This is a genomic window from Enterococcus raffinosus (assembly GCF_019175485.1).
GTDB classification, from domain to species: Bacteria; Bacillota; Bacilli; order Lactobacillales; family Enterococcaceae; genus Enterococcus_A; species Enterococcus_A raffinosus.
The window spans coordinates 1,933,359-1,948,593 of sequence record NZ_CP072888.1; the positions used below are offsets into that span (position 1 = coordinate 1,933,359).

Below are 15,235 nucleotides of genomic sequence, written 5' to 3' on the forward strand. Positions count from 1 at the left end.
TCACTCACCTCTTGGAACAATTTTCTTTCGCCTTAAATAATAATTTTAAAAATTCTCTTTTCTTACTAATAATTCGATCTTCCAATTCAGATAGTTCTTTTGACTCACCATCCAATGAAAGTTGAGCACGTTTTGTTTCCATACGTAGCAAATCGTGCTTCATTCGTTCTAATTTACGAGAAGTTAAGACATTGATTTTTTTTATTTTTTGTTTAACGGCTTTGCGTTCTTCAGGGCTCAAATTTTCAAATTCTTTATGGAGAGCCTTCATCCGTTCTTCAAATTCCGTAGTCATTTTAGACGTTGCCTCCTTGAAAAATATCCAGCAAAAGGATTCATTACAAACTGCATACACTTTAACAGGATTTGACCAATAATGCAAAAAAGAACCCGAAAAATTTTTCAGGTTCTAACGAATTTATTCTTTATTTAAGTCGCGAATCATCTGATCAATCTTAGAACCATATTCAACTGATTCATCCAACTCAAAAAACAGCTCCGGTGTTTTGTAAATTGATAATGCATGACCTAATTCTCGACGAACTAACCCACTTGCCTTATTCAATCCTTCTTGTGCCTTTTCTTTATCTGACGCTTTATCAGATAATAAGCTATAATAAATCGTCGCTTGCTGCAGGTCGCCAGTAACGTGAACATCCGTGATATTTACTTCTTGCACACGCGGATCACGAACTTTTTTTCGTAAGATGTCATTGACTTCTTTTAAAATCTCTTGAGCGAGACGACGATCGCGATAATTTGGCATATCGACTGCCTCCTTGTTCATACTAGTAGATTAATTTTTAATCATTCCGCCATGCACTAAGAGTACATAGCGGAACGAATAATTATTATTTAGGCTTGATTTCTTCCATAATAAAGCCTTCAATAACGTCGTCAACTTTAATATCATTGAAGTTTTCGATCATGGCGCCACATTCGTAACCCATCTTAACTTCCTTCACATCGTCTTTGAAACGTTTCAAGCTAGCAAGTTTGCCTTCAAGAATAACGATTCCATCACGAATGATACGCACACCGCTGTCACGTTGGATAGAACCTTCGTTAACGTAACATCCAGCGATAGTACCAACTTTAGAAACTTTATAGGTTTCACGAACAGTCATTTGACCAGTAATTTTTTCCTCGTATTCTGGATCAAGCAAACCTTTCATCGCCGTTTCGATTTCTTCGATTGCTTTATAGATAATACGGTGTAAACGAATATCGACTTCTTCTGTTGATGCTTGTTGTTTTGCTTGCGGTGTAGGACGAACGTTAAATCCAATGATAATCGCGTTACTTGCCGCTGCTAAAGTAACATCACTTTCATTGATTGCTCCAACTGCGGAATGGACGATTTTCACACGTACGCCTTCAACATCAATTTTTTTCAATGATGCTGCTAATGCTTCAGCTGAACCTTGTACATCTGCCTTGATAATGACATTAACTTCTTTCAATTCTCCTTCTTTAAGAGATTCAAATAAGTTATCTAATGTCACACGGGCACTAGCACTGCGATGCTCAAGCAACGCGCGTTTAGCACGTTCTTCCCCGGCAGCGCGAGCTGTTTTTTCATCATCGAAGATTGCAAAACGATCTCCTGCTTGAGGAACATCATTCAATCCAGTAATTTCTACTGGTGTTGCTGGTCCGGCCGCTTTTTCTCGGCGTCCGATATCATTTGTCATTACACGAACACGGCCATAGGTATTTCCGACAACGATTGGATCTCCGACTCTCATTGTACCTTGCTGAACCAATAAGGTTGCAACTGGTCCTTTTCCTTTATCTAAACGAGCTTCAATGACTGTTCCGATTCCGTGTTGCGTTGGATCTGCTTTCAAGTCTTCCACTTCTGCAACCAGTAGAATCATTTCTAATAATTCATCGATATTTTGGTTGAATTTCGCTGAGATTTCAACAAAAATCGTATCGCCGCCCCAAGCCTCTGGAATCAGTTCATATTCGCTCAATTCTTGCATTACATGCTGCGGGTTAGCACCAGGTTTATCAATCTTGTTCACGGCTACGATAATTGGTACTTTCGCTGCCTTCGCATGGTTGATTGCTTCAATTGTTTGAGGCATTACACCATCATCAGCAGCCACTACTAAAATCGTAATATCCGTGATACTTGCTCCACGGGCACGCATGCTTGTGAAGGCAGCATGTCCTGGTGTGTCTAAGAAAGTGATTGGCTTGCCATCAATATCAATTTGATAAGCACCAATATGCTGAGTGATTCCTCCTGCTTCACCACTTGTTACACGTGAGTGACGCAAAGTGTCTAACAATGTTGTTTTACCATGGTCAACGTGTCCCATGATCGTAACTACTGGCGGACGAGAAACAAGGTTTTCTTCATTAGCTTCTTCCACATCGAAGAAACGGTCGATATCAGCGATATCAATTGTCACTTTTTCCTGTGGTTCGATTCCGTAATCAGTTGCCAACAGTTCAATTGTATCTTTATCTAATGGTTGGTTTTGGTTGACCATTACCCCCATCATGAACAACTTCTTGATGATTTCAGCAGGCTCGCGATGAATCTTCTTAGCGATATCTGCAACATTCATACCCTCTGTATATTCTAAGATTTCTGGCAACTCACGGAATTTACGTGGTGGTACAGCAGGTTTTTGGCTTTGTTGATGCTTGCCCTTTTTCCCTTTTTTGTTGAATTTGTTTTTGTTACGATTTTGATTGCCACCAAAGTTATTGTTGCGGTTTTGATTACCGTAATTATTTTTATTACGATTTTGATTGCCGCCTTGTGCAGATGAACCGCCTTGGTTCGAGCGTTGCGCATTGCCTGCACCACCTTGTGCTGGACGTTGGCCCTGGTTTTGGCGTTGTGCGTTATTCGAGCCACCTTGTGCTGGACGTTGGCCCTGATTTTGGCGTTGTGCATTATTCGCACCACCTTGTGCTGGACGCTGGCCTTGGTTTTGGCGTTGTGTGTTATTCGAGCTACCTTGTGCTGGACGTTGGCCTTGGTTTTGGCGTTGTGCGTTATTCGCACCACCTTGTGCTGGACGTTGGCCCTGATTTTGGCGTTGTGCGTTATTCGAGCCACCTTGTGCTGGACGTTGGCTCTGATTTTGGCGTTGTGCGTTATTCGAGCCACCTTGTGCTGGACGCTGTCCTTGATTTTGGCGTTGTGCGTTAATCGCACCGCCTTGTGCTGGACGTTGGCCTTGGTTTTGGCGTTGTGTATTATTCGTGCTTCCTTGATTTGGACGTTGTCCTTGATTTGGACGTTGTCCTTGGTTTGAACGATTTGCGTTCGCTGAGTTGTTCTGTCTATTGTTTTGTGTCAAGTCTTTATTTCCTTTTCTATTCTGGAAATTTGGGTTATTCTTCGAGCTCTTTCCATGGAATTTTGGTTTTTCGTGCTGGTTAGCTGATGGTTTTGCTTGAGTAGTTTGTTTCGTTTTGCTAGAAAAAGCTTGTTTCAATTTTGATTCATCATCTCCGGACAATGAACCCATATGATTATTAACGTCAATCCCTAGGGTTTGTGCTTTTTCCACAACATCCTTACTTGATTGATTCACTTCTTTGGCAAATTCGTATACTCTCTTTTTTCCCATGCAATCACCTTCCTAACCTGTTATTAACGTCATAATTTTGTTGGCGAATCCTTGGTCTAAAACCCCTATTACTTTTCTCGGTTTGCCAATCGCGCCTAAAATCTCTCCTTGAGTAAATTCGACAAAACATGCCGTTTGATAATACTTACTTTTATCTGATAGTTTCTTTTGAGTGTTTTTACTCGCATCAGTAGTAACAATCACGAGACTCACTTTATGCTTACGAATTTCGTTGATTGTCAATTCTTCTCCTGTGATCAGTTTGCCTGCACGCATAGCAAGGCCTAACATGTTCAAGGCCTTTTGTTTATTCATTGCCGAAGAGCTCTTTTCTGGCTTTTTGGTGTTTCACATAATCTAATAGTTCTTGATAAAATTCATCGCTTAGTTCCACATCCAACGTACGATCTAAAATACGCTTTTCCCACGCTGCTTCAACTTCTGCCGGCTCAAGAGCCACATAGGCTCCACGCCCTGGCTTTTTACCAGAAGGATCAATTGAAACCTCGCCTTCTTTTGACTTAGCAATGCGAATCAATTCTTTTTTAGGAAACATTTCACCGGAAACTACCGATTTACGCAAAGGAACTTTTCTTTTTTTCATTTGCTGTCCTCCTATTGAGTTATTGATCCGTTTGATCTGAAGCAATGTTTTCTTCATCTTCAATCATATTGTCAATTGTTACTTCTGCTTCTGTTTCGATGTCTTCTACTTCCGTTTCAACCGCATCTGCTTCAGAAGTGATTTCTTCAACCTCAGAAACAATGTCTTCTACTTCCGATTCGTCATAGGTTTCATAAAACTCTTCCATGTCCGATTCAGATTTGATATCAATCTTATGAGCAGTTAGTTTAGCGGCAAGACGCGCATTTTGCCCCCGTTTACCGATAGCTAATGACAGCTGATAATCAGGTACAACAACCGTGCAAACTTTTGGATTATCAATATCAAAGATAACATCTTCCACTTGGGCTGGATTTAAAGAGTTTGCGATAAACACCGCTGGATCTTCATCCCACTCAACGATATCCATATTTTCACCTTTTAACTCATTTACAATTGCTTGTACTCGTTGTCCTTTTGGCCCCACACAGGTTCCTACTGGATCAATGTTCGGGTCGGTTGAACGAACAGCCACTTTCGCACGATCACCAGCTTCGCGAGCAATGCTGACGATTTCAACAATACCATCGTAGACTTCAGGAATTTCCTGTTCAAACAAACGACGTAATAAATCTGGATGGCTTCGGCTTACGAAAACTTGAGGTCCTTTTGAAGTGTTTTCTACTCGAGAGACATATACTTTAATACGGTCGTGTGGTTTGTAATGCTCATTAGGCATTTGATCTTGTTTTGAAAGAACTGCTTCGATCTTACCTAAGTTGACATAGATGTAACGATTGTCCTGACGCTCAACCACGCCTTGCATAATGTCTTTTTCATAAGCACTATATTCATTGTAGATGATACTACGTTCTGCTTCACGAACACGTTGCAAAATAACCTGTTTCGCTGTTTGTGCAGCAATTCGACCAAAATCTTTTGGTGTTACCTCAAATCGAATCGTATCACCGATTTCATAGGCTGGATTGATTTCCATTGCATCCTTTAAAGATACTTCTAATTGTGAGTCCATAACTTCTTCCGTTACTTCTTTCACGGCATATACATGGATGTCGCCTTTTTTTTCATTGAATTCGACTTCAACATTTTGTGACTGGCCATAATGACGTTTGTAGGCAGAAACTAATGCCGCCTCCAATGCCTCGATCACGATTTCCTTCGAAACACCTTTTTCTGCTTCTAGAGTATCCAACGCATTCAGCATTTCTTTACTCATTCTAACTTTCCTCCTAGTTCATATTAACGAATCTATCCTTCAAAGTAAAAAGAAGTTGTACTTTTGTCACATGCTTCAATCTACTAATAGAAAAATAGGTTTGACATCATTTACTTAAAATTCGATTGCATAACGAGCTTTCGCAATATTTTTACGATCAAAGACCATGTCCTTGGTGCGTGTTTTGATTTTTACCGTTAGCGTCAACTCATCTTCAGTTAGCTCTTTCAAAAAGCCTTGATATTGTTTTTCGCCATCGATATTTTGGTACAACGAAACATTAATATATTGACCCATCGCTTTTTGATAATCCGCCTCTTTTTTCAATGGACGTTCAGCCCCTGGAGAAGACACTTCTAGAAAATATGCTTGCGGAATCGGATCTGGGTCGATCGAATCCAATTTATCACTGAGTTTTTCACTGACAAAGGCACACTCTTCAATATCAATGCCGCCTTCTTTATCAATAAACACTCTTAAAAACCAACTTTTCCCTTCTTTGACGAATTCCACTTCGACAAGTTCAAAATTTTGCTCGTCTAAGATCGGTGTTACTAAGTCAGTCACTGTTTCGACTACACTGCTCAAACTGTCAGCCTCCTTTAATCCATTAAAAAGAGTGAGCGAAAAATCCGCTCACTCACCATCAATCTATGATTACATTGTCATAGTAGCACAAATCTATTGAAAATTCAACCTTATCATTTTCATAATAGGAGTTCCTTTCATTTTTAGGTTGAATTTATCTTTTTCTTTACATATCAAAAAGTGAAAGTTGGTTTTCATCTGGTAAGTCTTTTAGGACACCGTGAGTATCCATATATTCAATCAATGTCTTAGATACCTTTCCTCGAGAAGCTAAATCTTCCTTCGACAAAAAGATTCCGTCTTTTCGTGCTTCAACAATTTGTTTCGCTACGTTCAAACCAAGTCCAGGAACTGCACGGAAAGGAGCGATTAGCGTATCTCCGTCAATGACAAAATTCTGAGCATCTGATTTATATAAATCAATCATTCCAAAATGGAAGTCACGCTCTAGCATTTCATTACACAACTCTAATACCGTTAACTGATTTTTCTCTTTTGTTGAAGCGTCCATTCCCTTATCTGTAATAGCCTTCATAGCTGCTTTCACAGCATCTTTTCCTTTAGCCATTGCTACTAAATCAAAATCATCGGCACGCACCGAAAAATACGCACAGTAATACAGGATAGGAAAATAAACCTTAAAGTAAGCTACTCGCAACGCCATCAACACATAAGCTGCCGCATGGGCTTTAGGGAACATATACTTAATTTTAGAACAAGAATCAATATACCAATCGGGAACATTGTTTTCTTTCATCGCGGTTAAATAGGTTTCACGTAAGTCATCGTCAATTTTGTTCCATTGCCCTTTACGAACTGTCTCCATAATTTTGAAGGCCATTCCACTATCCAATCCAGCGTGGATTAAGTAAACCATGATATCATCTCGACAACCAATTACTTCAGCCAAATTGGCTTCTCCGCGACTAATCAACTCTTCCGCATTTCCTAACCATACATCAGTACCATGGGATAAACCGGAAATTTGAAGTAATTCAGCAAATGTCGTTGGACCAGTTTCTTCTAACATCCCTCGAACAAAACGTGTACCAAATTCAGGGATTCCTAACGTCCCTGTTTTAGAATATATCTGATCTGGCTCTACGCCTAATACTTGAGGACCTGCAAAGATTTTCATTACCTCTGGATCATCTGTTGGAATCGTTTTGGGATCGACTCCCGATAATTCTTGCAACATCCGAATCACTGTTGGGTCATCATGACCAAGAATATCGAGCTTTAACACATTATCATGGATTGAATGGAAATCGAAGTGTGTCGTTTTCCACTCAGAGTTTTGATCATCAGCTGGATATTGAATCGGAGTAAAATCATAAACATCCATATAATCAGGGATAACAATGATACCTCCAGGATGCTGTCCGGTGGTCCGCTTAACTCCCGTCGCACCTTTAGCTAATCGATCCACTTCTGCATTACGAAAATGCAAATTGTGGTCTCGCTCATATCCTTTAACAAATCCATACGCTGTTTTATCAGCGACCGTACCAATCGTCCCTGCTCGATAAACATAATCCTCACCAAATAACACCTTAGTATAATTATGTGCTTCTGCTTGATAATCACCAGAAAAGTTCAAATCAATATCTGGTACCTTGTCTCCATGGAAACCCAAGAAGGTCTCAAACGGAATATCATGACCATCTTTATTCAAACGTGTACCACATTTTGGACAAGCTTTTTCTGGCAAATCAAAACCAGAACCATAAGAGCCATCTTCAAAGAATTCTGAGTACTGACACTCAGGACAATAATAATGTGGTGGCAATGGATTAACCTCAGTGATCCCGGTCATAGTAGCAACAAAACTTGATCCTACAGAACCACGTGAACCAACTAAATAGCCATCAGCATTACTTTTATGCACTAGTTTTTGAGAAATTAGGTAGATCACTGAAAAACCATTTCCGATAATGGAAGTCAATTCTTTTTCTAAACGTTTTTCGATAATATCTGGTAAAGGGTCACCATACAATTCTCGTGCACGATCGTAACTTAATTTTTTGATTTCTTCTTCAGAACCTGGAATTTTCGGCGTGTATAAATCGTCTTTCACTGGAATAATCTCTTCGCAGCTATCCACGATTGTATTCGGACCATCAACAACAATCTCTTTAGCCAACTCAGGTCCTAAGAAGCTAAAAGCCTGTAGCATTTCATCTGTTGTCCGAAAATGTACATCTGGCAAACTATGACGGTTCAATGGGTTTGCACCACCCATTGAACTAATCAGAATCTTACGATAAATTGCATCTTCTTTATTCAAATAATGAACATCCCCAGTAGCAACCACCGTTTTATTCAAATCTTTTCCGATTTTAATTAAGTTTCGCAAAATGTCCTCTAAATCAGACTCATTCTTCACTAGTTCCTGTTCAATTAGTGGCGCATAGACAGCTTTTGGCATTACTTCAATATAATCATAAAAGGCTGCGCGATTTTTCGCTTCCTCAACACCCTTTTGCATCATCGCTTCAAAGATTTCTCCTTGAGAACAAGCAGAACCTATTAAAAGATTTTCCCGTAGCTTATTCAACTGGGAACGAGGGATTCGAGGAACTCGTTCGAAATACTCTACATTTGACATCGAGATTAGTTTAAATAAATCTTTCAGACCTGCCTGGTTTTTTGCTAAAATCGTAGCGTGAAATGGGCGTGCTCTTTTATATGAGTCTCCTTCACCGACATGATCGTTCAACTGATCATGATAATTCATTTCATGCTTTTCGATTGCTTCCTTAACAAAAATCCATGCTAAGTGTCCTGTCGCTTCTGCATCATAAACCGCCCGGTGATGTTGCTCTAAATTAACACCAAATTTTTTCGTTAAGACACCTAAACCAAACCGCTTAAATTCTGGATACAAGAAACGAGCCAGTTCCAAAGTATCAATCACTGGATTTGGTGTTTCTGGCATTCCGTGACGAACATACGTTGTATTAATGAATCCAATATCGAACGTTGCGTTATGGGCCACCAAAATCGACCCTTCACAGAATGTTTCGAATAATTCCATGACTTCTTTTTCTGGTTTTGAGCCGCGAACCATTTCATCGGTAATTCCAGTTAAATTAATTGTTGTTTCTGACAGTGGATGTCCTGGATCAATGAATTCCTCAAAAGTATCAATCACATTTCCTTTATGCATCTTAACTGCTGCCAACTCAATAATCGTATCATAGACAGCTGATAGCCCTGTTGTTTCCACGTCAAAAACAACATAAGTAGCATCCGTTAACGATTCGTGAGCATCGTTGTAGGCAATCGGAACACCATCAGAAACGACATTTGCTTCAACCCCATAAAGAATTTTTACACCAGCTTTTTTACCGGCCGCATGGGCATCAGGAAACGACTGCGCGCCACCATGATCTGTAATAGCAATCGCTTTATGGCCCCATTTCCCTGCTTGTGCGACTAGTTCGCTAGCACTGTTTATTGCATCCATCGTGCTCATATTAGTATGCAAGTGTAGTTCTGAACGCTTCTCTGTTGCTGTATCTTGACGTTCTGGATGTTTGACTTCTTGAATATCTTGCGCATTCATAACAAGATCACGCATGAAGGTATCCTCTTGGACGCTCCCTCGGACACGAATCCAACTATTATTTGCTATCGCTTCAAAAATGGCCTCATCCTTTTCTCCATTGGAGAATTTCTTCACGACGAAGGAAGATGTATAATCGGTCATTTTCAAAATCAAAATTTTCCGTTTTGATCGCAACTCCCGAACTTCTTTATCGAAAATAAAGCCCTCAATAGTAATTCTGCGTTCTTCTTCAATTATATTTCCCATAGGTGTAATGGATTCATCTGCTGGAATATTTCGTCCCATTTGAATAGGTCCGTCAAAATGAGCAGCATTTTCTTTTTGCTCTTTTTTCTTCGATTCATACTGCGCTAAACTTGCTGCAGCTTGTTCTTGCATTGCTTGGGCTTGCGCTTGCTTGCGAACTTCGAATTCCTGCAATTTTTTATCTGCTTGCGCTTTGTCCACTTCTGGATCAATCCTCAAGTGTGGAAAACCGTATGAAACCAGGTTTTCTTCAATAAGAGGAAGATACTGTTGCTTCAGAAATGGAATAACCGTCTCGTTGTCAATCAATAAGACAATACGTTTACCTTGGATTATTGGTAACGGCTTACTTAAGACTTGTTTGACCAAAGGTGTATCACATTCTTGTTCACTCAATGCCAATTGCCAATAATTTTGAAGAAGCTCTTCTTCAAATTGATTCTCTTCTGGGATGATATGTAATTTCACCTTTGCAATAGATTGAAAGGCAAGTTGTAGCTTTTGATGAAATGCATAAAATAATTTTGCCGGTAATATTTTCGGTGTTTGAATAAAAAATTCCCAAACTCGCGATTTCTCATGAACAACAACTTCCTTGATCTCAGATTCTTGAATCATTGGGTGTTGCTGCTCTTTCTCGGCCAATTCAATTTGTCGTAGTAAATTTTCGAACATTTCACGATTTTTAGACAAAATGACATCTCCTTCACTTTTTCAAGTATGTTCCAGTATACCTGTTTTTTTTTATGATTGCATTAGAAAAAGGATCGAAAAAATTTCGATCCTTTCATTTTAAAAGAAGAAACGCTGAATATCATTCCATGTAACCAATATCATCAAAAGCATGATAAATCCAAATCCAATCATGGTAATCATACCTTCTTTGTCTGGATCAAGTGGTTTTCCACGAACACCCTCAATAAAATTCAGCAATATTTTACCACCATCAAAAGCCGGAATAGGAAGCAAATTAACAATACCCAAATTAACGGATAATAACGCCATTAAGTAGATGACTGTTTTAACTCCTGCACGCGATGCTTCGGCTGACATTTGATACATCATCACCGGTCCACCCAGCTTGTCTAAACTAAACCCAGTAAATAGTGACCCTAAGGCACCGAAAATTCTTTTAACCATATCCCATGATTGAGTTAAACCACCAATCACTTTATCCCCAAAGCCTGTCTTCATGTAAGGTGTTACACCAATTTGTCCTACTTTTTCACCATTACTCTTCACACTCTTTGGTATCATTTGCATTGTTTTTTCTTTGCCATCATGTTCTGCTATGATAGTTAATTCTTTTCCGGGTTTCTTAGTAACTGTATTGGTTAGATCATCCCAAGTGGAAATCTTTTTTCCATCTACTGAAAGAATTGTATCATGATCTTTAAGACCAGCAGCCGCTGCTGGACTACCAGCTTGCACAGTCCCAATTTGATTAGTATCGTAATTTGCTACTCCACCTTGCAGAAATGCTAAAGCAATAAACAATAGAACCGTTAATATAAAATTATTCATCGGACCAGCAAAATTTGTCAAGATTCTTGAACCCAACTTGGCAGATTGAAACTGAACATCCCGCGGGGCAATTCGGACTTCTGTTCCACTCTCTTCAATCACAGTCGCATTATGCTGAACCTTATAAGTCGTCTCTTGACTTTCATCACCATTCACGTATCCTTTGATAACAAGCTCATCCACTAAGTCGGCCGAAATCAACTCCATTGGAATACTATTTGGTAACTGAATTTTCTTACTGGTATTGATTCGATGAACCTCATTTTTAGAAGTTAATTCCACAGATAATGGCATTCCTGGGCTCAGTTCTGTTTCTTCATCTTCTAATCCTGCCATTCGTACATACCCGCCAATCGGCAATAATCGCAAAGTATAAGTAGTTCCATCTTTTCCCATATGAGCAATTAGTTTAGGTCCCATGCCAATCGAAAATTCACGAACCAAAATCCCTGCACGTTTTGCAAAGAAAAAATGTCCAAACTCATGAACGATTACAAGAACCCCAAATACAATTAAAAACGTAATAATAGTACGCATAATTTTCCTACCTTCAATTAGTTTCTTAGAAACAGTTTATCATAGTCTCGAAAGAATATATTCCTTTACCGATCATTTCATAGAAAATTTAAAAAAGTCTCCTATATAAATTCAATCTTTCCTTTGGAGTGTTTCTCTCTCTTATCTCCGAAAAAAAAAGAGCTATTATGCTCTTTTAAAAAACGCCTAATAAATGCATCATTGGAAAAACAAACAACATACTATCGAAGCGATCAAGAATACCACCATGTCCTGGTAAAATTTTTCCTGAATCCTTCACACCATAATGGCGCTTAATTGCTGATTCTACCAAATCCCCAAATTGACCGACAACTGAGAAGATGATTATGAAAATAACCATCGTCACTAAATTATGTTGAAACACATTAGGTTGAACCAAAATAAAGACAACTGCAACTACTATCGCACTGGCGATACCGCCCAGCGCTCCTTCAATCGTCTTGTTTGGTGAGATGTCTGGCCATAATTTATGTTTTCCGACTTGTCGCCCTACCATATAAGCACCAATATCTGTGGCCCATACAATAAAGAAGGCAAAAAGTAAGATCGCCAGTCCATCTGCTCGTGCTGTTACTAAATTTTGGAATCCAACACCAACATATAAACTAGCAACAACAGGAAAACCTGCTTCATCAATAGTGTAGGTGTTCTTGGATACAACCGAGAATCCTAAAATGATCATAACTGTCAAATAGAATAATAGAAAATTACTATTATTTCCGCTTAAAAAAGGCATCCAACGTTCTGCTGGTAAGACTAAAAATACCGCACCTAGAATGGATAAGACGCCTTCAAAACTTAAAATCGCAAGTCCCTTCATACGGAACAACTCATATACACCAATTCCTGCTAATACTGCTGCCGCTAGCTCCACTGCAATTCCACCGACATAAAGAATCGGAATAAAAATCGCTAAAGCAACAACAGCGGTAATAACTCGCTGTCTCATTTTTTATCCTCCTTATTCAAACCGCCGAATCTCCGATTTCTCTGTTGGAAAGAAGCAATAGCTGCTTCTAAATGATCACCATCAAAATCTGGCCATAAGGCTTTTGTAAAATAAAGCTCACTATAGGCTAACTGCCAAAGTAAAAAATTGCTAATTCGTTCTTCGCCGCTAGTCCGAACAACTAGCTCAGGATCTCTCAGTTCTTTTGGTAGAAATCCTGTCATCAAGTGATCACCGACAATGTCATCATTGATCTCTTCGATTGAAAGCTCATCCTCTTTAACCTCTTGAGCCATTTGTTTGATGGCAGTAATAATCTCAGCCCGGCTCCCATAATTTAATGCGAAATTCAAAACAAGTCCATCGTTTTTTGATGTTTGCTCGATTGCACGTTTTACCGCATCTTGCGTATGTGCAGGCAAATACTCTTCGTATCCCATAACATGAACTTGCACATTTTCTTCAATCAACTCTGGTACAAAAGTATCAAAAAAATCAACTGGCAGCTGCATTAAAAATTTGACTTCATCCTCTGGACGCTTCCAGTTTTCAGTTGAGAACGCATATAGCGTTAATACTTTTATTCCTAAACGATTTGCATGTTTCGTGATTTTTTTGACTGTCTCCATGCCTTCTTTGTGTCCGGCGATTCTTGGTAAACGACGATTTTGCGCCCAGCGTCCATTTCCATCCATAATAATCGCAACATGCTTAGGTACAGAACCTTCAGGATCGAAGACGAATTGCGCATCCTCTGGTGTATATTTTTCTTTTTGTGGAAAAAATCGCAATACCATGTTTTTCCCTCCTTTATTTAAGATAACAAATTAAAAATACTTCTAGAAAGTCATCTGCCATTATAACAATAAAATGAGCTTATTCCTATGAAAAATGAATACCTTTAGGCTTTTTCAATGATTTTTCAGTTGAATTGAAGGATAAACACAACAAAAAAACCTAGAGAAATTTCTCCAGGCTTTGATTAACTTAAACCTCTAATAATTCTTTTTCTTTCTCAGAAACAATTGAATCAATGGCCTTGATATTTTCATCGGTTAACGTTTGGATGTCCTTTTCCATGTTACGTAGATCATCTTCTGTCAAATCGCCATTTTTTTGTTGTTTCTTGTAATCGTCCATCGCATCGCGACGAATGTTACGTACAGCAATTTTTGCGCCTTCTGATTCTTTCTTTACTTCTTTAGCCAATTCTTTACGACGTTCTTCAGTTAATTGAGGAATGACCAATCGAATAACGTTTCCGTCATTTGCTGGGTTTAATCCAATATCGCTTGCTAAAATTGCTTTTTCTACATCATTAATCATATTTTTATCAAACGGTGTAACCATTAACACACGTGCTTCAGGAATAGTGATTGAAGCCATTTGGTTAACGGGTGTAGGTACTCCATAGTAATCTACCACAATGCGATCAAGTAAACTCGCATTTGCACGACCAGCACGAATTTGCCCTAATTGGCGTTGTAGAGCTTCCTGTGCCTTTTTCATTTTGTCTTTTGCTTCGTTCATTACTGCATCTGCCATTTTATTTCCCCCTTACAGTTGTTCCGATGTTTTCACCGAGTACGACACGTTTAATATTTCCTGGTTCATTTAAATTAAAGACAACAAGTGGAATATCATTGTCCATACTTAATGAGCTTGCAGTTGAATCCATGACTTGCAATCCCTTAGCGATTACATCTAAATGAGTCAATTCTTCATACTTCACAGCATTTTCATCAAGTTTTGGATCTGCCGAATAAACACCATCGACGTTGTTTTTAGCCATCAAAATCACGTCTGCATTTACTTCCGCTGCTCTTAAAGCCGCCGTTGTATCCGTTGAGAAGTAAGGATTTCCCGTTCCACCTGCAAAAATAACGATTCGTCCTTTTTCGAGGTGACGTTCTGCTTTGCGACGAATGTATGGTTCAGCGATTTGACGCATTTCTATTGATGTTTGAACGCGCGTCGGTACATCAATATTTTCTAATGCATCTTGTAAGGCTAACGCATTCATCACCGTTGCCAACATCCCCATATAATCTGCTTGTGCGCGTTCCATGCCCATTTGAGCACCGATTTGTCCACGCCAAATATTTCCACCGCCAACAATTATTGCCATTTCGATTCCTAAATCATGAACTTCTTTAATTTCTTCCACGATCTCTGAGATCACAGGTGGATTAATACCGAATTTTTCGTCGCCAGCTAGGGCTTCTCCACTGAGTTTCAATACTACACGTTTATACTTTGGTTCATTCATCTCAATACCTCCACTGTCACTCTATTGATATTTTAGCATACTCTGTCTTTGAAGCGAGCCAAATTTGAATTTGCTTAAAAAAAGGGAGCG

13 protein-coding genes are annotated in these 15,235 nt (G+C 39.2%); all 13 read right to left on the reverse strand.

Annotation, left to right across the window (positions count from 1 at the left end; genetic code table 11):
* Positions 1-4: 4 nt before the first annotated feature.
* Positions 5-295: a hypothetical protein gene (locus J9537_RS09480; RefSeq protein ID WP_218255939.1), complete on the reverse strand. Its 291-nt coding sequence runs from the start codon at positions 293-295 to the stop codon at positions 5-7.
* 123 nt (positions 296-418) lie between these two features.
* A complete protein-coding gene (gene rbfA / locus J9537_RS09485; RefSeq protein WP_010746073.1) occupies positions 419-766 on the reverse strand; it encodes a 30S ribosome-binding factor RbfA in 348 nt (115 codons plus the stop codon).
* A gap of 85 nt (positions 767-851) precedes the next feature.
* Positions 852-3,599, reverse strand: a complete 2,748-nt coding sequence (infB, locus tag J9537_RS09490; RefSeq protein WP_218255941.1) for a translation initiation factor IF-2 — start codon at positions 3,597-3,599, stop codon at positions 852-854.
* 12 nt (positions 3,600-3,611) lie between these two features.
* The gene (locus tag J9537_RS09495) at positions 3,612-3,914 is read right to left on the reverse strand and encodes a L7Ae/L30e/S12e/Gadd45 family ribosomal protein (RefSeq protein ID WP_218255943.1); all 303 of its coding nucleotides are present in this window, start codon (positions 3,912-3,914) and stop codon (positions 3,612-3,614) included.
* A complete protein-coding gene (gene rnpM / locus J9537_RS09500) occupies positions 3,907-4,203 on the reverse strand; it encodes an RNase P modulator RnpM (RefSeq protein ID WP_010746069.1) in 297 nt (98 codons plus the stop codon). The genes J9537_RS09495 and rnpM overlap by 8 nt, the downstream gene beginning before the upstream one ends.
* Positions 4,204-4,222: 19 nt before the next feature.
* A complete protein-coding gene (gene nusA, locus J9537_RS09505; RefSeq protein ID WP_010746068.1) occupies positions 4,223-5,440 on the reverse strand; it encodes a transcription termination factor NusA in 1,218 nt (405 codons plus the stop codon).
* A 114-nt stretch (positions 5,441-5,554) separates the two neighbouring features.
* Entirely contained in the window at positions 5,555-6,028 is a 474-nt protein-coding gene (gene rimP / locus J9537_RS09510; RefSeq protein ID WP_010746067.1) for a ribosome maturation factor RimP, read from the reverse strand.
* A 166-nt stretch (positions 6,029-6,194) separates the two neighbouring features.
* Positions 6,195-10,520 carry a PolC-type DNA polymerase III gene (locus J9537_RS09515; RefSeq protein ID WP_425333180.1) on the reverse strand — a complete coding sequence of 1,442 codons (4,326 nt, stop codon included), beginning with the start codon at positions 10,518-10,520 and terminating at the stop codon, positions 6,195-6,197.
* Positions 10,521-10,637: 117 nt separating this feature from the next.
* The gene (gene rseP / locus J9537_RS09520; RefSeq protein ID WP_218255947.1) at positions 10,638-11,906 is read right to left on the reverse strand and encodes an RIP metalloprotease RseP; all 1,269 of its coding nucleotides are present in this window, start codon (positions 11,904-11,906) and stop codon (positions 10,638-10,640) included.
* A gap of 175 nt (positions 11,907-12,081) precedes the next feature.
* Positions 12,082-12,876, reverse strand: a complete 795-nt coding sequence (locus J9537_RS09525) for a phosphatidate cytidylyltransferase (RefSeq protein WP_218255948.1) — start codon at positions 12,874-12,876, stop codon at positions 12,082-12,084.
* Positions 12,873-13,673 carry an undecaprenyl pyrophosphate synthase gene (locus J9537_RS09530; protein ID WP_218255950.1) on the reverse strand — a complete coding sequence of 267 codons (801 nt, stop codon included), beginning with the start codon at positions 13,671-13,673 and terminating at the stop codon, positions 12,873-12,875. The genes J9537_RS09525 and J9537_RS09530 overlap by 4 nt, the downstream gene beginning before the upstream one ends.
* A 190-nt stretch (positions 13,674-13,863) precedes the next feature.
* Positions 13,864-14,421, reverse strand: a complete 558-nt coding sequence (frr, locus tag J9537_RS09535; RefSeq protein WP_010746062.1) for a ribosome recycling factor — start codon at positions 14,419-14,421, stop codon at positions 13,864-13,866.
* A gap of 1 nt (position 14,422) precedes the next feature.
* Positions 14,423-15,145, reverse strand: coding sequence for a UMP kinase (gene pyrH / locus J9537_RS09540; RefSeq protein ID WP_010746061.1), 723 nt, complete (start codon positions 15,143-15,145; stop codon positions 14,423-14,425).
* Between the last annotated feature and the right edge of the window lie 90 nt (positions 15,146-15,235).